Raw genomic sequence first — 21,725 nt, forward strand, 5'->3', positions numbered from 1 at the left:
TAATTGTTTTTTTAAAGGTCAACTATGATTATTTTGTAAATTCAAAGGAAAAGACTGAAGCAGCGGCGAATTGTTTTGCTAAGATATGGAATTAAATCATAAAAAACATTTATAAAAGGGGGAATGATTATGTCCAACGCTGAGATCAAAACTTCCGTTGACGGACAAGAACTTGTAATAGAACACACGGTTAATGCACCTAGAGATTTAGTTTTCAAGGCCTATTCAGAAGATGAGTTGCTATCGAGCTGGTGGGGCCCACAAGGTTGGCAAACGGAAAACCGTCAATTTGAATTTAAGCCAAACGGAGTATGGCTATATTGCATGCGATGTGTGGATCAAGATCAAGGTGAGTTTTATGGCATGGAATCATGGGGGAAAAGCATTTACCATGAAATCATTGCTCCTGAAAAGATTATATACACAGATATGTTTTCAGATAAAGATGGAAACCCAATCGAAGGAATGCCAGAAATCAAAGTTACTATGCTATTCACTAAAAAGGATGGAAACACACAAATATCTGTCCATAATAAATTTCCTTCAACGGAAACACTCCATTTTGTTATGGAAATGGGGCTGGTTCAAGGCTACGCTTCTCAGCTCGAACGCCTTGATGAGCTAATGACACAACTCAAGTAAAGGAACGGGGACATCAATTTCCAATTTATTCAAGTACAATGGGAAATGTCCCCTATTTTGTTATGGATTCTCCGAATGATATGGACACGTTACAACATGATCATCGATGATTCCAATTGCCTGCAAATAAGAATAAATGGTAACGGGACCTACAAATTTAAAGCCTCGTTTTTTCATATCTTTACTAATTTTCACTGACAATTCACTTTGGGCAGGAAGCTCTTCTACAGCAGTCCAATGATTGATGATTCTCTGGCCACCGGTAAAATGCCAGACATATTTTGCGAAACTCCCAAATTCCTCGATTACTTTCTGGGCAGCGAGAGCATTCGAGCGTACAGCCTTAATTTTTAACCTATGACGAACCACCTCGCCAGTTAAGGCAACTTCCTCAAGCTCATCATCCGTCATAGACGCACATAGGTTGATTGTAAAACCATGAAAAGCTTTGCGATACCCCTTACGTTTATTCAAGATAATTTGCCAAGAAAGACCAGCTTGTGCACCTTCTAGATTCAACATTTCAAACAAATACGTATCATCATAGTTAGGTACACCCCATTCCAGATTGTGATATTCTCTCATCAATTGATTGGACTGAGCCCAGGAACATACCATTTCAGATTGGTTCATCTTCTTCACCTCTTCTCTTTTTCATAAATTAGGATAAAAACTACTTATACTTAAATCCCTGCTTTTTGACAGTAGGACTTGAGTTTTGAGCATATTGTTCAAACCCAGTATCATAAAAATGCGATATACTGCTAGACCAATCTCGAGCATCTTTTCCACCAGTTCGTTCAAACATATAAGCAGAAATGGTCTTGTCATATTCATCGATAGATTCTTTTTGAACTTCAGTACTATACTTCTCCTTCTGAAAAGTTGCCATAAGTGGCAATCTCGGTTTCTGTTCAGGAATGGTTCGTGGTGCACCAATAACTAGACCAGAAATGGGAAACACATACTCCGGAAGATTTAACACATCAACAAAGACCTGAGGATTTCGCCTAACCCCTCCAATTGGAACAATTCCAAGTCCTAATGATTCCGCGGCAATAATTGCATTAGCTAGCGCAATTCCAACATCTGTGGAACCGACCATAATGGCCTCTATATCTTCAACAATTTGAAATTGATGCCCATTTTTCTCAGCTGCCAACATTGCTCGATAAAAATCCATGCAGAACAGTAAAAATACTGGAGCTTCCTCGATCCACTTTTGATTGCCCGCAGCTTTAGCCAGCCTTGACTTCTTTTCAGGATCCCTTATTTCAATAACAGTTACATTTTGTCCATTAGCCCAATTTGGCGCCGCCATTGCCGCCTTCACAATGGCTTCTATTTGATCCTCGCTAACATCAATATCTTGATAGAAATCCCGAACACAACGATGGTTTCCTATCAATTTAATCGTTTCATTCATATCGACACCTCACTCTATTTTTAGCCTTTACTTCAAATCCCCTAATCTAACTAATAGACTTCCTCGATAAACTTAAAATTCTTAACAAATTCATTTTCATTAATTGATACCCTATCCGATAAATCCTTCGTCCGCAAAACAAACTCCTTGACCCCGATATATTCTGACTCCGCAATCAAGAAAAATTGTGTTCCTTTTTTATAGCTTTTGTACTTCTTACTCAATACATATAACTTCATTGACTAACCTCTATTATATTAAATTGATAATTTTTAGATTAATTAGACTTATTGTGTTTTTTAAATCTATTGCCTGTATTAATGTAAATGAGCATAAAAACTAGGATTGCCATAAATAAGGCAAGGCCAAAAACGAATAACCAATTATTTTCATACGCAACACTAAGCACCCAAAATATCATACTAAATGATAAACCGAACATCATTTTCCCGACAAACTTCAAGAGAGCAGCTGTGTCATATTTTTTCTTTTCTTCTGGTTCCATTGTATTATATCCTGCAATAAATGAAGAACCTTTACCATTGATAAAGATTATCCCCAATATAACAATCAACACAATCGGAACTACCATAATGATCATTAGGACCAGCTTATCTTCCATCTTTTAACCCTCCCAATCATTCACTCCTAATACAACAATCATTATTAATATAGCAAAAAAGGCGAAAATAAAAAAAGGTCGCCGAAGCAACCTTTTCTATTCAATACATTATTAAATTAACATTAACTGTGAGTACGCTCAACAATAATGTTCTCCATACGGTTCAAGCCTTTATTAGCTGTAGAAATCATATCATTAAATAATTCTTGAACTGAAGGAACATCGTTAATAAGCCCCACAACCTGTCCAGCCCAACCGAAACCTTCTGACTCATTTCCATCATAAATATAATTGCAATTTGCTTTACCGCTAATCAAATCCTTTATATCTTCATAAGTTGCACCTTTATGTTCACGGTCAATAATATCCATGGCAAAGTCTGATTTCAAAGCACGTGCAGGAGCACCCAAAGTTCTCTTAATAACCACAGTATCTGTTTCGTTTGCCTCTAAGATTGCCTGTTTATATTTTTCGTTTGCATGTACACATTCTTGCGTTGCAATAAAGCGTGTTCCCATTTCAATCCCTTCCGCTCCGAGTGCGAAAGCAGCCAATAATCCTCGGCCGTCACCAATACCACCGCTGGCAAGAACAGGAATAGATACAGAATCAACAACACGTGGAATTAATACCATAGTACCGAGATCTTCGCGACCTAAATGTCCTCCGCCTTCTTGCCCAACTGCCATTACCGCGTCTGCACCTAGCTCTTCAGCTTTTTGAGCTTGTCTTGCACCAGATACAAGAACAAGCGTCTTGATGTTTTCTCCTTTAAGTCGTTCAAATACTGGTTTTGGATTACCACCAGTGATTGAAATCGCTGGTACTTTTTCTTCAATCGCAACTTCGAGTAATTCTTCGTATCGACCATCGTGTCTTGAGATGGCAAAATTCACCCCAAATGGTTTATCAGTAAGTGTACGAATTTTTTGAATCTCACTACGAAGTCTTTCAGGTGTACGAAGTGTAGCAGCAGTAATCTGTCCTAACCCGCCCGCATTAGAAACTGCAGCTGCCAACTCGGCGTAAGCAAGATAAGCTAGTCCGCCTTGTACAATCGGATACTTAATTCCAAAAATCTCTGTAACACGTGTTTTCATTATTTTTCCACTCCATTTCAACTGTTCGATTTTATGTCCATTAGGTTACTTATTCGATTTTGATACCGTAAACCCTTTTTATTATTTTAATATTTATAATTTTTATAATATTTTAATAATAACTCTTCCCTTTAAGCTTGAAGTACTAAGACTCTTCTATTTATAGACAACTGGTTTCATGTTACAATATAAGGAACGTTTGTTCTTCACTTCCTTAAAAATTATTTATTACTATATATTTGTCTTAAAGTACATAACAATGGGGGTTTATGTGATGGCGGTTACTTGTTTATTAGAGATTACACCTGGTAGTTCTTTTGAAGGCTTTTGTCTTGTAAAAGAAGTGAAACAAGAAAAAACAAAAAAAGGCGATCCGTATCTAAATATTACAGTTGCGAAAAAGCATAAAATGGTGGCCTGTAAGCTTTGGAACAATGGATTTGGAGGTAGGTCAGTCGACGAATTATTAACGATTTTTGCGAATGGAGTCATCCTTCATTTAACTGGTGACGCCACAGAGTATAATGGACAAGTTCAAATGACGATTAGCCATTTCCGGTTAGCTGAAAAAGATGAAGTCGATATTAGAGAATTTATTGAGGCCGCCCCTGAAACTGTTGAAAGCATGGAAGCAGAAATTCGCTCATACATCGACGAAATCAACATCCCAATTCTACATCAAATTACTTCTGAGTTATTTGAAGAAAATAAAAAATACTTTATGGAGCATGTTGCTGCAGTTAAAATGCACCATAATTTCAAAAGCGGTCTCGCCTATCATACATTGTCGCTGCTGCGAATCTCCAAGAATATTTGCGATCAGTACGGTCCGTTGGTTAATCGGAGTAAAATGTATGCAGCATTGACCCTCCACGATATGGGTAAAATCGTGGAAATGTCCAGGGATTATACCGCTCCAGAATACACTATATTTGGACAATTTTTAGGCCATATTCAAATCGTCAACCAAATGATAGACCGAAGGCTCGTCGCGATTCGCAATGATCGTGCTGTTTCCAAAGACGAAGTAACCGTTGTATATGAACTGATGAACATCATTTCAAGCCATCACGGTCCACTAAGCAATGGCTGGGGCAGCACAGCAGAACCAATTACGCTAGAAGCACACCTTTGCCATTTAATTGATAATATCGATGCAAAAATCAATATGATTTCCAAAGCAATGGTTGATATGCAGGATGGAGAAGTTCAAAAACTATGGGGTCTTGGGAAAATTTATAAACCTAAAGATGTTGAGTGGTAAAAGTGGAAAAATAGACGTATTCGCACCATCTACCTTCCTAATTAGAGTGATAGATGGTGCGAATATCGCTTTTTTAATATACCTAACCTCTAATATCACCCACTAGATAGCGCGATTCTCACAAATGTCATGTTAAACAGGTTTGAATGATGTACGATGTTAATGTACAAGATTGATAATCCATAGAAAAATAGTTAGGAGGACTTGCATGAAACAAGAATATATCGAAATTATTAATGCCAGAGTAAATAACCTTAAAAATATCAATTTACAGATTCCGAAAGGAAAAATTTCTATTTTTACAGGGGTATCTGGCTCGGGAAAGTCGTCCATTGTTTTTGATACCATCGCGCAAGAGGCTGGTCGGCAATTAAATGAAACATACAGCAGCTTTACCCGCCTTTTCCTACCAAGGTACACAAGGCCCGAAGCAGATGAGATCAACAATCTTTCAACAGCTGTTGTCGTCGATCAAAAACGGCTCGGCGGAAATGCGAGATCTACACTAGGAACAATAACAGATATCAATCCCCTTCTACGTCTACTATTTTCAAGATTTGCCCAACCACATATCGGTTACAGCAATGCCTATTCTTTTAACGATCCGAGTGGGATGTGCCCAACATGTGAGGGTATTGGCAAAATCATTACATTAAACATTGATGCTGCAATCGATATGGAAAAATCATTAAATGAAGGTGCCATTTTGCTCCCAGGATTCGCACCTGACTCATGGCAATGGAAGTCATACGCGGAATCAGGATTCTTTGATAATGATAAAAAGATTAAAGATTACACTAAGGAAGAATTCGACAAGCTCATCTATGCAGAGCCCGAGAAAGTTGTCGTTACATATAAAAATAGTGATATAAATACTACATACGAAGGCATTGCCGTTAAGTTCATGCGCCAAAATGTGAAAAAAGATAAAGACACGTCTAAACAAGGCGAAAAGAAACTGAAGGAATTTACCACAAATGGAATATGCCCTGTTTGTGACGGTAGACGATACAACGAAAAAGTTTTATCATCAACGCTCAATGGCTACTCCATTTATGATTTGACATCCATACAGCTTGATGAACTAATGGACGTTCTGCCAAAAATTGCAGATTCAAAGGCGAAACCCATTATCGACGGGATAATGGAACGTTTGAAAAATCTTTGTGACATTGGCTTAAGCTATATGACCCTTTCTCGAGAAACTCCTACCTTATCAGGTGGTGAATCACAAAGGGTAAAAATGGTGAAATATTTATCTAGTACGTTAACAGGTTTAATGTACATATTCGATGAGCCAAGCACTGGGCTTCATCCTCGTGATGTTCACCGACTAAATGAATTACTAGTGCGACTTCGAGACAAAGGAAACACTGTTTTAGTAGTAGAGCATGATCCAGACGTTATCAAAATTGCTGACTATATTGTTGATGTAGGACCACATGCCGGCTCTGATGGTGGAAAAATTATGTTTTGTGGGAATTACGAGGATTTCCTTTCTTCCAATACATTAACTGCGAAATTTTTAAATAGTAAAAACGAAATCAATCCAAATCCTAGACAGGTTTCTGAGTTCCTTGAAAGCCACAATAGCAGCCTTCATAATTTGAAAAACATCAGCCTTCGTGTTCCTAAAGGTGTATTCACGGTCGTAACAGGTGTGGCAGGCTCTGGTAAAAGCACCATCGTAAACGAAGTATTTGCCAAGGATTATCAGGATGCGATTCGAATTGACCAAAGTCCCGTACACACCAACATTCGTTCAAATCCAGCCACCTTCACTGGGATTATGTCGTCGATACGGAAAGCCTTTTCCGTTGCAAACGGAGTTGATAGTGGATTGTTTAGTTACAATTCTACTGGTGGATGTAAAGCATGTGGTGGAACTGGTAGTATCGAACTTAATTTGTCTTTTATGGACAAGATGGAAGTTGAATGTAGTGAGTGTAATGGTACCCGTTATCGGCAAGATGTGCTTCAATACTTATATAAAGGGAAAAATATTGTTGATATCATGGAAATGTCAGTTGAGGAAGCCTTGGAATTATTTGAAGCCAAAGACATTCGCACAAAGCTCAAAAGCCTTCATACTGTCGGGCTTGGCTATCTATCCCTAGGCCAGCCACTGAACACCTTGTCCGGCGGAGAATGTCAACGTTTGAAGTTAGCCAAAGAGCTCAATACAAAAGGAAACATCTATATCCTTGATGAACCAACAACAGGCTTGCATATGTCAGATGTGGAGAATATTCTCCGAATCATTCATACATTAGTAGAAAAAGGAAATACTGTTATTGTCATCGAACATCACCTAGATGTAATTCGACATAGTGATTGGATTATTGATTTAGGACCAGATGGTGGGACTGCTGGAGGAGAAATCCTATATGAAGGACCACCAGCTAGTATTGTGGAATGCCTACGTTCAGTTACAGCACAATATATATAAACTACCTCCTTGATCAAAATTATAAATAACGTCTAAGACTAAATGCACCATCTGACACATACTGCCAGATGGTGCGATGAAATAACTAATTATTTAAATCACAAATAAAAGCTGGAGGAGTCTGGTGATGGTGACTTCAAAAAATTCACTATGTGCTCCGCTTCAACAATTAATGGCCGAACACGTGGAGCTAAGGGCAAATATGTCTCGTTTTTATGAAATCATTGAAGATATAGAATACGAAACGGGTCCGACTGTGATTCAATTGTTTATTAAGTTGCACAAACAAATTACTACATTTACAGATAAATTGAAGGCTCATTCCAAACGTGAGGAAAAATGGCTATTCCCTATGATGAACTTCCACCTAGGCGATAATGACCGAACAATACAAGAGATGGAGCGCGAGCATGAAAAAGCGGAGCAGCATCTACTAGATTTTTTAACTGAAGTTAACAAGGCGGGAGCTAATCTAGATGAAACCATGGTCGAATGGATTACTACATTTGCTTTCCAGGCCCACGCTACCTTAACGGAACACTTTGCTAAGGAAGAAAAATCGCTATTTCCGTTGGCGGAAGAGATTCTATCTTTTGATGAAAAGAAAGAACTATATAGACTACTACAGGAGCGATAGACAAAGTAGTCAGTTACCTTTATTATTATCAAAAAAATAGCGATAACCCTTTGTGGATTAACACTATTAGATCAATGATTTTCAAGATGAACTTGGTTTGAAGTATTCATTAAAATCTTTCTTCAAGTCGGTTCCTTCGCTCTTTAATAGCTCTTTTGCTAAATAATAGCCACTAGCCATTACACCCGCCACACCAAAACCTGGGAACACCCATTGACCAACCAAAAATAAATCTTTTATATCTGTCCTTTGTTTCATATATTTGCCAAAATCCTTTTCCTCTACCGCCCAGCCCATAAAGGAACCGTGCTCGCTATATGTATATCGCTCGTAAGTGATTGGAGTTGATAACTCATGGAACACAACCGCTTTCGAAAATTCATCTCCCAAGTGTTTAGTAATACGGTTTAGTATTGTCCCCTCTACCCTTAACTTTAATGTCCGATACGCATCACCACGACCATCACCTCCTGAAGTTTTCCAATAATCTTCATAGGCATAAGTCAGTGGAATCAGTGCTACAAGTGGACGGTATTTATCCCCTTCGCGCTTCGGATAAATATTAATAACAATTGGTGCTGAATCTGCTGTAAATTCCTGTGGTCTCTTGCGATAATCCTCGCTACCAGCAATACTAATACATTCTACGTTTCCAATATCATAAGTATCATCAAGAGCTATAAACAAAGCACAAATAGAAGGGAATATCTCCTTATCGGCTATCCTAGTCACCATTTTTCCGACATATTTTTCGTCACCCTTAATCCATCGGTAAGTATATTGTGGAGAAACGCCACTTATCACCTTTCCACGATATTCATCACCAGCTTTAGTCCTTACACCATATGCATGCCCATCCCTAACAAGAATTTCTGTTACCTCTGAATTTAATTTAAGCACACCGCCCATATGTTTAAGACTTATGACTGCTGCATTTGGAATGGCCTGCATACCTGCCTTCGGATATTCATTATTACTAAACACTCCCCACTGATATGCAAAAGCCATAAATACCATAGGGTACGGACAATAGGAATAAATCGTTGATTTTAGTCCTTCCGAATTTGTAAATTGATCAAGTACCTTCTTTACGTCCTTATTTCCGTATTTCATAAACATCGGTTTTTGTTTCCTGGACTTCATACCGAATTTAATTAATTGAAACAAGTTCATATCATAAGGAGGCTCAGGTGCTTCTGTACCGGAGAACATCTCCGTATTGATGGTTTCCATTACATTAAAAAGCTTGTCAATATCAGCTGCAAATTCAGGAAATTCTCGTTTAAAATCATCCATTACTTTTCCATGTCTAAATACATGCTTTTTCCCATCAATGAAGCAATACATATCTCCCCTACATGGAACAGTTTCAATCTGAGGCGCACCCCAAAACTCCAAAAACTGCGGGATTGCTTGTTTTTCCTTCAATTCATATAAACCATGAATTCCCAAATCGAAATGAACGCCTTGTCTCGCAAAAGAGGTGACTAAACCTCCTGGAATATTGTGCTTCTCTAATACTAAAACCTTTTTATTGTACTTTGCTAAAAAATTAGCTACGCTTAAGCCTCCCATTCCAGCTCCAATAACAATGAAATCATACTTTTGCATCGTATCCACCACACTTTATTTATTTTTCAAACAACCTCTGCTTGAATCTCGAGTGTGAATATTCAATGTTTTAAGAAATGAATTAATCTAAAAATTGTATGTATATTAATAATTTTACAACAAATCACGAAATTGATTGTGTCCTACATTTGAACAATCCGAGGAACATCTTATAATAAAAAAAGCCGTCATTTGACGGCCTTATACTGTAAATTATCATAATTCAAGCTCTTTCATCTGCATTACATATTTTCAGTTCTAATTTAATTACCCATTTATAAAAACCAACAAGAATAAGTATCAAAACGGGAACAATGATTAAGTCATACCACAACTTCCACCAACCAAAATGGAAAAATCCCCAAGGTTCAGGTAGTATAGTGACCCATTCATAAAAAACAACAACTAATGTCCAACAAAGAATGTAAATCGTTTGTTTAAATAAATTTGTTTTAAAAGGAAACCAACTTATAACCATTACATTTACAGGTGGAATTAAAAATAAATGTGCAGGGAGTCCATGCCAATCTACTCCTTTATCAAAATACCAATATCCATGGTACTTAAATTCAATAATAACATCAAAGATGATTTGAATCGTTATTGTAAATAACCAAATATGAACAATCCGATTCATGGTTTTTATTTTATTCATTTTCAGAGCTATATAATTAAATAAGAAAATCGAAATATATAATATCATAATAATAATAAAATAGCCATAATTTGCCATTCATATACTATCATGAATTATAAGTAATTATTATAGTTCATCCTTACTTTTCTACTTTAACCTTCAATATTTCCTTGAATTTTATTACTGTCAACTCGCCATTAAACGCCTTTAAGCTAATTTCTTTCGTAATTTGATCAAGTCGTTGAACAAATCCGTGTTTATTTTCAATAAAACCATCAACGTAAACTTCTATATCAACATGTAACTTATAATCAATCGCATAGCGTAAACTCTCCTCAAATTCTTGCAGCTGATATTCATCTAAAATAGGCATTGCTATTCTTTGATCTTCAAGCCAAATATTCTTTAACTCACCCGTATGTTCCGGCATAAAAAAACCGTGCCATTTTTTCAGACCTCTATCTCTAATACTCATCCATTATGCCCCCTGTTTTCTACTCATCCTAATTGGAGCAATTGATAAAATATTGCTTTGTTTAAACACTCTCCGTTTATGGCGTAAATAACAATATGCTGTAAATATTTTTTCTGACACATTGATTACTTTTATTTTCCTTTGGGTTATTTCACCTTTATTAGAAATATAAATCATTTCAAGCATTTCACCAGATTCAGCAGCTTTTTTCAACAAAGGCAAACAATTCATCAAACTCACCCCTTTGTTATATATTATATACAAACGTACGTTCTGTTACTACAGAAAAATAAAACATATTTTTAATTTAGTGTACTTATAATGAAACTAATCTATATTATTTCCGTATGTTCTTTATAAAGAAAGATTGATGGGTCCAATAAAGTGAGAGGTGGAGAAAAAAATGGATTTAGTGCAAATAAAGAACGATCTTTCGATTAGGGGGAAAAACGGAATTGGCTTTTTATTATCAGGAAGCGTCATTTGGACAATCATTACTGTAATATTTTTTCAAGAAATGGATATTCAAATCAAAAACATCTTGATGTTATTTGCTACAGGAATCATGTTCCCGTTAGCAATCCTTATTTCAAAAATCATTAAAGCAGAATGGATATTTAAGGATGTCCCGCTTAGCAGCTTAGGCGTGATTTTCAATGTAGCACAGTTTTTTTATTTTCCAATCATGTTTTATGCCTTTGCAAAAAGTCCTAATGAAATGGTTCTCTTTTTCGCTATCATTACTGGTGCGCATTTCTTCCCTTATGGCTGGCTTTATAATTGTAAACCATTTTATTTTTTATCTCCGATATTAGCAGTTATGATCGTTATCATCGGCTGGTCCTTAGAGCCGTCAAAGCTTTGGCTTATCCCGCTGTCACTAGTGATCATGTTACTTCTGTTGATTACAATGCTTTATGTTGATTATATGAAAAAAGCTAAAAGACAATTTAGCGTGAATAATGAACACGACTCAATGAAGAATCCCTTGTAATTATTCCGGTTCTACCAATTAAAAAAACTTTAAACTAAAAAAATTTTGATTTTTAAATGTAAGATATTTCTATATAATAGATTTAGTTAGGAGTACTTCAGTATAGCTGCAGTACTCCATTTTTTAGAATAATTGGAGGCGAAACATTCCGTGTCTAATGATAATGAGAATTTATTTGAAAAAGGAAAGCGTAATGAACCAAAAATGAAAATTGAAAGGAAAGAAGGAGAACCAACTGCTGCATTCAAAGGAGCGTCATGGGCTGCACTTCTTGTTGGTGTTGCGGCATATTTAATTGGTTTATTTAATGCAACAATGGAGTTGAACGAAAAAGGTTATTACTTTGCGGTTCTAATATTTGGACTTTATTCATCTGTTTCCTTACAAAAAGCAGTAAGGGATAAAGAAGAAGGTATACCTGTTACAAGTATTTATTTTGGTATTAGTTGGTTTGCACTTATTGTATCTATTTCATTAATGGCTATTGGCTTATACAATGCAGGTAGTATCGTTTTAAGTGAAAAAGGTTTCTACGGCATGGCATTTGTTCTAAGTATATTTGCTGCTATTACAGTTCAAAAGAATATCCGAGATACTCAGAGAGCAAGAGAAAGAGAGTAATCTCCAAACCAAAAACGACAGGAAAAGCTCCTGTCGTTTTCATTTATTTATTACTTTTATATCACCGTTAACTGGGATTGTAGTGATTGGTCCCACCACTTTTTCTAAAACAATATCACCCGAAAAGGTTGAGACATATAGTTTTTCTGAATCGATATTCTGCACATGAACATCACCTTTATTATTTATATTCATGGAATAATAATTTGGTAAATATGGGAAAGTTAATTAATATATGCTTGTTAATTATTTAGGAAGGATTTGTTTATGATGGTTATGAAAAAATTAACTCCTGCAGAAATTACTAATCTTTGGAATAACTACATTGCAAACACAATGGGTGTTTGGGTTTCCCGTCATTTTATCGCCAATACACAAGATCCTGCAGTATTAAAAATGCTAAAATTTGCAGAGAATATTGCATTTAAAGAGTCAGAACAATCTAAACTATTCCTTGTCGAATCGGGACAACCTCTTCCACAACCTTTTGATGAACATGATATTAAAATTAATGCAGTACCACTTTTTACAGATAACTATGTGATTCTACTGAAATATGGCTTAACCCAAGCTGCAATGACAGTCCATGCGCTCTCAATTAATACTTCGTCCCGCAGCGATATTCGTATGTTTTTCCAAACATGCCTAGAAGATTCATCAAATCTTCTAAACCAATGTGTAGATTTAATACAATTCAAGGGATTACATCACCCTGAGATTCATATTCCTATCCCGGATAAAATTGAGAAAGTTGAAGAACAAAACTTTCTGACTGGTATTTTTTCTGACACAAGGCCAATTAATGCCCTTGAAATTGGTCAATTAGTCTATAATTATCATGCTACTGAAGTACATAAAGAGTTTATAAAAGGAGCAGCACAGGTCAGCAGCTCAAAAGATCTGCAAGAAAACTATCAACGTGGCACTAAAATTTTTGAAAAACAGCTTGAGGTTTTCCAGTTAGTTCTTTCACAAAATGGCCTGCCCAAGCTTCCAACTTGGGAAACAGAAATACTAGATACAACAGAATCACCTTTTTCTGAACGTTTGATGTTTTTTAAACACGCTGCTTTAACATCGCAAACCGCGGCTCGTTATGGTGCTACTTTATCAAGTACAACAAGAAAGGATTTAGGCTCCCATTTTATGCGTTTTTTAGGTGAAACGCTTAAGTATGGTGAAGATGTTGCAAATCTAATGATAAAAAACAAATTCTTAGATCAATTACCGATTGCAAAAGGTGAGTAACTTACAGGTCTTATCACAAAAAACAGCTAATTAATAGCTGTTTTTTTGTTTGTCTGGCAGCATCCTACACTCTCACAGGGTGAGAGCCCCCAGCGTTTCAACAATGATCCATCAAGTTTTTCTCAAAACAGTTAACTACTTTACCTTCCCATGTACTTTCACCATAATATTCAAACCCTAGTGACTTCCAAAACGCTTGAGCTTTCAAATTTTTTTGTAATACGCCAATACGAACATTATCGTAGTTTTCTTGTTTTAATTTTTCTTCAAATGCAGCGTAAGCCATTTTTCCATATCCTAAAGAATGATAATCTTTATGGATCATAAGTAAACCTAACCATGGGTGATTGTCATTAGGATTATTTGCTAGAAAATCAATTAATCCAATATACTCGTTTTTATACAATATTAGAAAACTCTCAGTATTTGGGTTTAGAAATTCCTTGCGTACTTCTTCAATTGACCTAATTGGATGACCGTTTTCTAATATATTATACCTTCTATTTGAATTAACAATTTCCAATGCTAACTCTATCAATAATTCTGTAACAGGTTCAAAAATCATGCAACTAACCTCCTAACATAACTATACCCTACACTTTACTTTTATTCCCTGCAAACAATACCTCTATGAATAATCCCCAAACATGAAAAATCTCTAAAAAGACTTGTTTTCCTTATCTTTCTTTCATTTTTTTTTCAGAAAACGTGATTATGATGGTTCTTATAAGGAGGCGATTAAGTTGAAAAAAACAAAATTATTAAGGTGGAGCTTACCGATTTTTATGATTTTCTTCATTTTTCAATCAGTCATTATTGTGAAAGCTGATGATGATGACGATGACAATCGTGATTATAAGGAGCATGAACGGTACGAAAGGTATGAAGGCGACGAAAATGATCATGATGAATGGGAAGAAGAAGAACATGGTGAAGAGTACGAGGAGTATGATTCAGAGGAAGATGGTAATCGCTCTGTTAATCAAGAGAATCAGACTCAACCATCATATTGGAATATTTGGACTAGAGATACTAATTCTTCAAGTACAGAAAATCTTCCATTTAATGAAGCTAAAGAAATTGCAGTAGAATTGAACGGTAAAACTGAGTATCTTTATGTGTTTCCCTTCAACGGTCAAATGCTTGTATCAGGCGAAAAAATGGCACAACTACTTAATTTAGAGCACAAATTTTACAAACAAAGCAGAATTCTTGTCGTTTCAAAAGGAAAGGAAGAACTAGTTGTTCGTGCCGGTTCCAATGCTGCTTATGAGAATATGATAAAAACACCAATGCCTACGAACGCTCTTTATTTCGAGAAATCAACATACTTACCAATTTCAGTAATCGCAAATGCTTTTGGTTATCGAGTGAATTGGAATGCGGAGAATGAAACCATTGTCCTAGAGAAAATTTAATAGAGGTGATTGTATATGAAAGTAAACAATAAAGCAAAATGGATTGTCGGCATCACAGGAGCAGCATTTTCTGCTTTCGTGATTGGCCAATTAAATGATAATCCTAATCCAGTAGCTCAAACAAGCTCAACTGTTACTTCAGTAGAAATCAATGATTCAATGAGTAAGCGAGAAAAAGAACTTGTCAAACTAGATTGGAACAATTTTTCTATTCAAGAAAATGATTACCAAGGTGGAAATGAACGTGATCGTACGACAAGAAGAACGTAATGACAGCAGACTTGAATCAGTGCAATTAAATATGATGAATACTTCTTTTTACATTGCGGTTTCGGATGATTACCAAACTGAATGGAAAAGCCCAATCATATCCTATCTTCAATATATTGAACGGGAATTCTCTAGATTTCGACCTAATAATGAATTAATGCGATTAAATGAAGCAAAACCAGCTACGACTATCAAAGTATCACCTATTCTTTTTGATCTTTTACAAAAAGCAGAAGCATATCGGCTGCAAACGGACGGACGATTTTCACCTTATATGCTAACTCAAATGGAGGCCCATGGATATAATCAATCATTCCCCTTTAAGGTCGCAAATAGTGAGGCAGGGATTGTCCATCATCAAATGGTATCCCAGCCTCTGACTTTTCTAGATGGTTGTAGATTAATCAAAAATACTGAACAAAAAATTGACCTTGGTGGGATTGCCAAGGGCTATGCAGTGGAAGCTATCGCGAAATGGTTGCAAAAACATACTAAAAGCAATTACGGAATTGTTGACGGTGGCGGTGATATGTCGATGTGGTCAAATGGAGATAAAACCTGGACTATCGGAGTGATGGATCCTTTCAACGAAGAGGAAGAAATCGGGTCCTTTTCCATCCGTAACGGAGGAATCGCGACTTCAAATATTATTTATAGAAGTTGGTTACAAGGACAATGTAAAAAACATCATATTCTAGATGGGAGAACCGGTATGCCGGTAATCTCAGAAATCGTCCAGGCAACGATTGTGACCGAACACTGTCTGGATGCTGAAATCAGTGCAAAAATATGTTTTATGGACGATTTATTATCTGTAAAACCCATTCTTTCTAAGATCAGTCCAAAATTTAATTATGTACTTGTAAATTCCAGAGGAAAAATCGAGATGGGAGGGAGCGAAAATCATGAACAGTGATTTCTTTGATTTACTTTCAACCTGGAATTTAATCCGTGTCTCCGGCTTTCTAAGCTATTTTCTGCTTACATTTGCAATCGCAGCAGGTTTGATGAACCGTTTATTGTGTTTCCAAAAGCAAAAGCCACTTATGATTGAACTTCATAAAGTAAGTGGATGGACCGGATTGCTGACAATAATTTTTCATATCTCATTACTGTTAGTGGATGAATATGTTCCCTATTCAATTTTGGATATTGTCATCCCTTTTTCAGCCGATAATGACCCAGTCTTTTCTGGACTCGGCACAATATCCTTGTATTTATTTTTAGTAACATTTGCTACATCAGATTTTTTGATGAAAAAACTAGGTCGGACATTATGGAAAAAGATCCATTTTCTTGTTATACCAGCATGGATTCTGATGGTCCTGCACGGCATTTTCATTGGGACAGATACTTCTCAAACATGGGCTGCCTTTGTTTATGTTGGATCCATCATCTTGATCATGCTACTCCTAACATTTCGCTATTTGGAAAGCCAGCTTGGTTCTACAAAAAGAAAAAATGCAAGTTTTTAAGCTCAAAGCAATATTTCAGTTTCAGAATGGAAAGATAATTCAGGAGAACTTATACAAAAATAGGCGCATCTCTTCTATTCGAGAGATGCGCCTATTTTATTTTCATATCATCTTCCTAGAGCCTCACGCTAATTCCTGGATGATCTTAATCAATATAGGTAAAACATTATTTTTTTATAAACTTAATCATAAATTCTGTCCCTACACCTATCTCGCTTTTTACTTCAATTTTCCCACTATGTGCATCTACAATTGTTTTGGCAATGGATAGACCCAGACCAGAGCCATCTCTTTTTCTTGAGGAATCAGCTCGGTAAAAACGGTCGAAAATATGAATGATTTCGTCTTGAGGAATTCCAGGTCCTGTGTCTTTAATGCTTAAAACGATTTCCCGTCCATGATTTGTTAATGAACAACTAATCTTTCCTTCCTTTGTATACCTCATAGCGTTGTCTAATAAAATATATAAAAGCTGTTGTATCCTTACCTTATCCCCCTTCATGACGATGCCAGTTTGGATACTCTCCTCGAGAGATAAATGTGATGGAACGATTCTTCTAAATCTATTCATCAAAGTGCTTAGCAGCAAGGATAAATCCAGTTCCTCTATTTCTAACTCGAAATTCCCCTGATCATTTCTTGCTAAAAACAGTAAATCATTCAATAATTTATTCATCATTTCAGATTCATTTTTAACATCCTCTAAAATCTCTTTTCCGAATGGACTTAAATTTTCCCGTTCCTCACTAGAAAGAACGTCTATTGAACTGTAGAAGATGCTCAAAGGGGTCCGTAGTTCATGTGATGCATCTGAAACAAACTTTTTTTGAGTGTTGAAGGCTCTCAAGATGGGTTTCATTGCCTGTCCAGCAAAGAAATTTCCCGCAAAAGCAAATAACAAACTGAACATTAGCGTCAGCAATAGCAAAATCCATATGATATTTTGAATTAAGTGTTTTTCATCTGTAACATCCAATCCGATGGTAACACTTCCTATCTGATTCTGACCATCTTGAAGGCTATAACTGATAATCAATAGATGGGACTTCTCCCATTCTATTTCGTTAATCATTTTGGAAGATTTTAAATGCAGGTTATTACGATAGATATAACGGGCTAATCCACTAACCGCTTCCTCTCCCTTTACCAAATAGTGATTTTTATCAAATACGTAATAGAAAATTCCCCTATCCGGGTCATACTCTAGTTGATCCAATTCATGTTCATGACTATTTCCAGATGCCTTATATTCTCGGTCGTCGTGTTCTTCTTCACCTTCATGTTCCTTATTAACTCTCTCAGAACGATTCTCATAAATATCTTCTATGAATTCATGTTTTTCCTCTTCATAAAATCGGTCTAATTGTTCTATTTCCTGTTTTTTTATCGCTCCGGATATTAATAGATATAATACTATGATAAAAATAATTAATATGAACAGCAGCGAACCTGTATAAAGCAGGTTAAGTTTTGATTTTACTCGATTAAATTCCATTGCTATCCCTCAATTTATAGCCAACCCCTCGAACGTTCTTAATAATGGAGGGCTTGCCAGGTTGGTCTACCTTTTTTCGCACAAGTTTTACTAAAGCATCTAGAGCATTTTCAGTTATATCAACTTCAAAACCCCAAATTCGATCAATAATAACATCTCTTGTCAGCACTTGGTGTTTGTTGCGTAGTAATAATTCTAATAGCTCATATTCTTTCTTTGATAGTTCAATTACATGACCGTCTCGTTTTACAACATGTGTATTAAGATTCAATTGCAACTCGTTTGCTGTTAAAAATTCTTCAAAAGGCTTTGCAGTCCGTCGCGACAAGGCACGAAGTCTAGCTGCTAGCTCCTCATATTTAAACGGCTTAATTAAGTAATCATCTGCACCAGAGTCTAATCCTGTGACAACATCCTCCAATGAATCCTTGGCTGTTAGAAATAGTATCCCGCCTTTAAAGCCTTTTTTTCTAAGTCTTTCACATGTCTCAATTCCATTTAAAACAGGCATCATCCAATCAAGTATAATCACATCATACTCTGTCAACATGGCATATTCATAGGCGCTCTGCCCGTCCTTAACCCAATCGACCCGGTTAAATTCCTTCTGCAGCAAATGAAGGATTAATTTCCCTAAACTTTCATCATCTTCTGCAAACAAAATATTCATAAAAATCCGCACCTTCTCCATTTTTCTATAAGAATATCAAAGAAATCTGAAAAAAGATTGAAAAATTCTAAAAGGACGCAATCCTTATTGAATTGCGAAATGTTGTGTAATCCTAATCAATCTTCTGCTAATTCTTCTTTTTGAACAATGCGCCAGTCATTTGCCAATAGTTTTTCGATATATTCATTGATACTCATTTCCTCTAATTCCAATACAAGTGGGTGTAGAGATACAAAGCATTCATTTTTTGCATAATTTAAAGTTACTTTTACAACCTCGTATCCATTATGAAACCTTGAGTCAAATCCTGGATCATCGATAATATCACCTTGAACAGGGCGAATTGTTGATTCAAATGTTTTCATCATTAGTTCAGCACGATTAGTTTCTTGTTGTTCCTTTGTAGATGTAAGAAAAATGATCATTTTGATTTTCATATTGTTGCTCCTAATCGGTTTATTTAATTTCGTGAGTTTTGCGCTTGCATCAGTTCATATATCTTCCGTGCGGTGTTGACATTTCTTACGGTAACTTGTTTATATATCTTTGAACCAACAATCTTTGACTTTCCACTTTTCGTTACATCCTGCTTGTCAATTGACCATAGGATTGCACCTGGGACATATATGACATGATCAATATTTGGTTTAATGACTAAATTTTCAAGGACGGATTCATCATCAATTTCGTCCCATAAAAACATGACATCACTAGACATCTCTTTATCATTTTTCCATATATCCGGAATAGCATTAATGATACCGCGGACATCATCAACACTACGAATAACTACTTTAATTTGTAATCGGAAATCAGTATGTATCGCTTCTTCCAAAACTCGTGATAATTCAGTTTTTGATACGTCCTCGAATGAAAATATAATATTACCTGTATTGATATAGGTCAGCACATCATTCATCCCGACCTTTTCAAAAGTTTGTTTGAGTAGCTTCATGTCTATTTTATTTTTTCCACCGACATTAATGCCGCGAAGAAGTGCAATAAAAATCATATCCACCATCCTTTCGATTAGTTTCAGTATAACACTTTACTATACTCAGATATTATTCTAGTGCTATCATTGACAGAATGAAAACGGCACAATATAATAACCTAGTACTTTTTATTATTTTAGGAGGATTATTAAAAAATGACACACTCGATGAGATTACGTTTCCCTACTTTGAACTAGTAATTGAATATGTTCAAAGGCTCTGTTTGTATATACAGAGTAAACGGGATAGGTCTGTCCTTTTTTAATAATCTTCATTTTAATCAACACATAAAATGAATAGATTCGGATTTTAATACCTTTCTTATTTTTTGTGTAATTTCCCTTCTTTGACTTGGAGGGAAGTTTATTTGGTGATCTCTACCTTATAACACAAATCATTATGATCCCCTTACTCTCAATCACAGACAAGCTGTCTGTGATTTTTTTATTTTTCATTTAATTCGGAGGGATTTATTATGCTAAATAATAATTGGAAACGTAAATTTATAGCCATATATACAGGACAGTTCTTTTCATTACTTAGTAGTGCAGCTGTTCAATTTAGTATTATTTGGTGGTTAACTGATACATCGGGCTCACCACTTGTATTAACACTTGCAGGACTCGCTGGCTTCTTACCGCAAGCATTGGTTGGTCCTATCGCTGGAACACTGACAGATCGATACTCTCGTAAAATGATGATGATTTTAGCAGATATGACTGTTGCTCTTGGCAGTATCCTATTGATTATTTCAATCTATTTTAGTGAACCAAGTATTTCCCTAGTACTGCTTGTCCTAAGCATCCGATCACTTGCTACCGCTTTTCATATGCCAGCATTTCAAGCATCGATTCCATTGCTTGCGCCAGAAGAGTATCTTACAAACGTTGCTGGCTGGGGACAAACAGTGAGTTCGCTTTCTAATATTGCTGGACCAGCAGTTGGGTTATCTTTGCTGGCAGTTAGTTCACTACAATGGGTGTTATTACTTGATGTTTTTGGAGCTGTAATAGCTAGTGGTGTATTACTATTTGTTCATATTCCGCGAGCACCAAAATCTAAAGAACAGCTAACTCACAACTTTTTTGCAGAAATGAAGGAAGGCTATCAGGCAATCGTAAAACATCCTGTCATCCTGAAGCTTACCATAACGATGACCGTTGTTGCGCTTTTATTCATTCCACTGGGAACGTACTTTCCACTCATTACACGTAACCATTTTGGAAAAGGTGTTGTAGAAGCAGGAATCGTTGAGATGGTCTTTGCGATTGGTTTAATTGCAGGCGGTTCATTATTAGGAGTAATAGGGGAACGCTTTGAAAAAGTCAAAACAATGGCTGTTGGCATGTTGTTAATGGGAATCGCTTTATTCATAACTGGATGGCTCCCCCATTCCCTATTTTATATATTTATTGTCTTAAGCGGATTAATTGGCTTGTCTGGACCTTTATTTTCAGCTCCATTCTATGCCTTTATTCAAACAGAGATACAACCACACCTACTTGGACGGGTATTTAGTTTTGTAACAAGCGTCTCATTACTGGCAACACCAATAGGTTACGCACTAGCTGGAATCATTATCGAATTTACTAGTGTTGCCTCATTATTTACGATAGCTGGTGGCTTTATTATTTTGAATGCAGTTATAACATTAAAAGTAAAATAGGAGAAAAGAG

27 protein-coding genes are annotated in these 21,725 nt (G+C 36.1%); 12 read left to right on the plus strand and 15 right to left on the minus strand.

Annotated elements, in window-relative coordinates; translation table 11 throughout:
- The first annotated feature begins 129 nt into the window (after positions 1-129).
- A complete protein-coding gene (locus tag FXW34_RS19535; protein WP_147535734.1) occupies positions 130-642 on the plus strand; it encodes an SRPBCC family protein in 513 nt (170 codons plus the stop codon).
- A 60-nt stretch (positions 643-702) separates the two neighbouring features.
- Here FXW34_RS19535 and FXW34_RS19540 read toward each other — a convergent pair whose 3' ends face one another.
- The 5 genes from FXW34_RS19540 to FXW34_RS19560 form a co-directional block, all read right to left on the minus strand.
- Positions 703-1,275: a DNA-3-methyladenine glycosylase I gene (locus FXW34_RS19540; RefSeq protein WP_147535735.1), complete on the minus strand. Its 573-nt coding sequence runs from the start codon at positions 1,273-1,275 to the stop codon at positions 703-705.
- 40 nt (positions 1,276-1,315) lie between these two features.
- Entirely contained in the window at positions 1,316-2,068 is a 753-nt protein-coding gene (locus FXW34_RS19545) for an NADPH-dependent oxidoreductase (RefSeq protein WP_147535736.1), read from the minus strand.
- 50 nt (positions 2,069-2,118) lie between these two features.
- On the minus strand, positions 2,119-2,307 hold the full coding sequence (locus FXW34_RS19550) for a hypothetical protein (RefSeq protein WP_147535737.1): 189 nt from the start codon (positions 2,305-2,307) through the stop codon (positions 2,119-2,121).
- A gap of 38 nt (positions 2,308-2,345) precedes the next feature.
- On the minus strand, positions 2,346-2,690 hold the full coding sequence (locus FXW34_RS19555) for a DUF3784 domain-containing protein (RefSeq protein WP_246141208.1): 345 nt from the start codon (positions 2,688-2,690) through the stop codon (positions 2,346-2,348).
- Between the two features lie 122 nt (positions 2,691-2,812).
- Positions 2,813-3,790 (minus strand): NAD(P)H-dependent flavin oxidoreductase, encoded by a 978-nt coding sequence (locus FXW34_RS19560; protein WP_147535738.1) that lies wholly within the window; start codon positions 3,788-3,790, stop codon positions 2,813-2,815.
- 274 nt (positions 3,791-4,064) lie between these two features.
- On the opposite strand from FXW34_RS19560, the gene FXW34_RS19565 reads away from it, so the two are divergent.
- The 3 genes from FXW34_RS19565 (at position 4,065) to FXW34_RS19575 (ending at position 8,140) form a co-directional block, all read left to right on the plus strand.
- The gene (locus FXW34_RS19565) at positions 4,065-5,054 is read left to right on the plus strand and encodes a 3'-5' exoribonuclease YhaM family protein (protein ID WP_187119038.1); all 990 of its coding nucleotides are present in this window, start codon (positions 4,065-4,067) and stop codon (positions 5,052-5,054) included.
- A 208-nt stretch (positions 5,055-5,262) separates the two neighbouring features.
- Complete coding sequence (locus FXW34_RS19570; protein WP_147535740.1) at positions 5,263-7,503, plus strand: ATP-binding cassette domain-containing protein; 2,241 nt, start codon at positions 5,263-5,265, stop codon at positions 7,501-7,503.
- 127 nt (positions 7,504-7,630) lie between these two features.
- Positions 7,631-8,140 (plus strand): hemerythrin domain-containing protein, encoded by a 510-nt coding sequence (locus tag FXW34_RS19575; protein ID WP_147535741.1) that lies wholly within the window; start codon positions 7,631-7,633, stop codon positions 8,138-8,140.
- A gap of 81 nt (positions 8,141-8,221) precedes the next feature.
- Here FXW34_RS19575 and FXW34_RS19580 read toward each other — a convergent pair whose 3' ends face one another.
- From FXW34_RS19580 to FXW34_RS19595, 4 genes are all read right to left on the minus strand, one after another.
- Positions 8,222-9,751, minus strand: a complete 1,530-nt coding sequence (locus FXW34_RS19580) for a phytoene desaturase family protein (protein WP_147535742.1) — start codon at positions 9,749-9,751, stop codon at positions 8,222-8,224.
- 223 nt (positions 9,752-9,974) lie between these two features.
- Positions 9,975-10,484 carry a hypothetical protein gene (locus FXW34_RS19585; RefSeq protein ID WP_246141210.1) on the minus strand — a complete coding sequence of 170 codons (510 nt, stop codon included), beginning with the start codon at positions 10,482-10,484 and terminating at the stop codon, positions 9,975-9,977.
- 43 nt (positions 10,485-10,527) lie between these two features.
- Entirely contained in the window at positions 10,528-10,863 is a 336-nt protein-coding gene (locus FXW34_RS19590; protein WP_147535743.1) for a YolD-like family protein, read from the minus strand.
- 3 nt (positions 10,864-10,866) lie between these two features.
- On the minus strand, positions 10,867-11,094 hold the full coding sequence (locus tag FXW34_RS19595) for a hypothetical protein (protein WP_147535744.1): 228 nt from the start codon (positions 11,092-11,094) through the stop codon (positions 10,867-10,869).
- A gap of 172 nt (positions 11,095-11,266) precedes the next feature.
- Here FXW34_RS19595 and FXW34_RS19600 point away from each other — a divergent pair, with 172 nt between their 5' ends.
- Positions 11,267-11,857, plus strand: a complete 591-nt coding sequence (locus FXW34_RS19600) for a DUF7010 family protein (protein WP_147535745.1) — start codon at positions 11,267-11,269, stop codon at positions 11,855-11,857.
- Between the two features lie 204 nt (positions 11,858-12,061).
- A complete protein-coding gene (yiaA, locus tag FXW34_RS19605) occupies positions 12,062-12,478 on the plus strand; it encodes an inner membrane protein YiaA (protein WP_425457452.1) in 417 nt (138 codons plus the stop codon).
- A gap of 39 nt (positions 12,479-12,517) precedes the next feature.
- Here the strand turns inward: yiaA and FXW34_RS23615 are convergent, their stop codons facing one another.
- Complete coding sequence (locus tag FXW34_RS23615; RefSeq protein ID WP_281292950.1) at positions 12,518-12,643, minus strand: hypothetical protein; 126 nt, start codon at positions 12,641-12,643, stop codon at positions 12,518-12,520.
- Between the two features lie 102 nt (positions 12,644-12,745).
- On the opposite strand from FXW34_RS23615, the gene FXW34_RS19610 reads away from it, so the two are divergent.
- Positions 12,746-13,726, plus strand: coding sequence for a DUF3231 family protein (locus tag FXW34_RS19610; protein ID WP_147535747.1), 981 nt, complete (start codon positions 12,746-12,748; stop codon positions 13,724-13,726).
- A 97-nt stretch (positions 13,727-13,823) separates the two neighbouring features.
- On the opposite strand, the gene FXW34_RS19615 is transcribed toward FXW34_RS19610, so the two are convergent.
- Positions 13,824-14,291 carry a GNAT family N-acetyltransferase gene (locus tag FXW34_RS19615; RefSeq protein WP_147535748.1) on the minus strand — a complete coding sequence of 156 codons (468 nt, stop codon included), beginning with the start codon at positions 14,289-14,291 and terminating at the stop codon, positions 13,824-13,826.
- Positions 14,292-14,469: 178 nt separating this feature from the next.
- On the opposite strand from FXW34_RS19615, the gene FXW34_RS19620 reads away from it, so the two are divergent.
- Genes FXW34_RS19620 through FXW34_RS19635 form a run of 4 tightly spaced genes read left to right on the plus strand, consistent with a single transcriptional unit; the run spans position 14,470 to position 16,889 of the window.
- The gene (locus FXW34_RS19620; protein WP_147535749.1) at positions 14,470-15,144 is read left to right on the plus strand and encodes a copper amine oxidase N-terminal domain-containing protein; all 675 of its coding nucleotides are present in this window, start codon (positions 14,470-14,472) and stop codon (positions 15,142-15,144) included.
- Between the two features lie 15 nt (positions 15,145-15,159).
- Positions 15,160-15,414 (plus strand): hypothetical protein, encoded by a 255-nt coding sequence (locus FXW34_RS19625; RefSeq protein ID WP_147535750.1) that lies wholly within the window; start codon positions 15,160-15,162, stop codon positions 15,412-15,414.
- On the plus strand, positions 15,389-16,330 hold the full coding sequence (locus FXW34_RS19630; protein WP_187119039.1) for an FAD:protein FMN transferase: 942 nt from the start codon (positions 15,389-15,391) through the stop codon (positions 16,328-16,330). The genes FXW34_RS19625 and FXW34_RS19630 overlap by 26 nt, the downstream gene beginning before the upstream one ends.
- The gene (locus FXW34_RS19635) at positions 16,320-16,889 is read left to right on the plus strand and encodes a ferric reductase-like transmembrane domain-containing protein (RefSeq protein WP_147535752.1); all 570 of its coding nucleotides are present in this window, start codon (positions 16,320-16,322) and stop codon (positions 16,887-16,889) included. The genes FXW34_RS19630 and FXW34_RS19635 overlap by 11 nt, the downstream gene beginning before the upstream one ends.
- A 166-nt stretch (positions 16,890-17,055) precedes the next feature.
- On the opposite strand, the gene FXW34_RS19640 is transcribed toward FXW34_RS19635, so the two are convergent.
- From FXW34_RS19640 to FXW34_RS19655, 4 genes are all read right to left on the minus strand, one after another.
- Positions 17,056-18,384, minus strand: a complete 1,329-nt coding sequence (locus tag FXW34_RS19640) for a sensor histidine kinase (protein ID WP_147535753.1) — start codon at positions 18,382-18,384, stop codon at positions 17,056-17,058.
- Positions 18,374-19,054: a response regulator transcription factor gene (locus tag FXW34_RS19645; RefSeq protein WP_147535754.1), complete on the minus strand. Its 681-nt coding sequence runs from the start codon at positions 19,052-19,054 to the stop codon at positions 18,374-18,376. Before FXW34_RS19645 ends, FXW34_RS19640 begins: the two co-directional genes overlap by 11 nt.
- A gap of 116 nt (positions 19,055-19,170) precedes the next feature.
- A complete protein-coding gene (locus tag FXW34_RS19650) occupies positions 19,171-19,491 on the minus strand; it encodes a hypothetical protein (protein WP_147535755.1) in 321 nt (106 codons plus the stop codon).
- A 23-nt stretch (positions 19,492-19,514) separates the two neighbouring features.
- A complete protein-coding gene (locus tag FXW34_RS19655) occupies positions 19,515-20,066 on the minus strand; it encodes a DUF1697 domain-containing protein (protein ID WP_147535756.1) in 552 nt (183 codons plus the stop codon).
- 458 nt (positions 20,067-20,524) lie between these two features.
- Here FXW34_RS19655 and FXW34_RS19660 point away from each other — a divergent pair, with 458 nt between their 5' ends.
- Positions 20,525-21,715, plus strand: a complete 1,191-nt coding sequence (locus tag FXW34_RS19660) for an MFS transporter (RefSeq protein WP_147535757.1) — start codon at positions 20,525-20,527, stop codon at positions 21,713-21,715.
- The last annotated feature ends 10 nt before the right edge of the window (positions 21,716-21,725 follow it).

This window comes from Bacillus marasmi (genome assembly GCF_902168435.1).
In the GTDB taxonomy this organism is placed as follows: Bacteria; Bacillota; Bacilli; order Bacillales; family Cytobacillaceae; genus Bacillus_BU; species Bacillus_BU marasmi.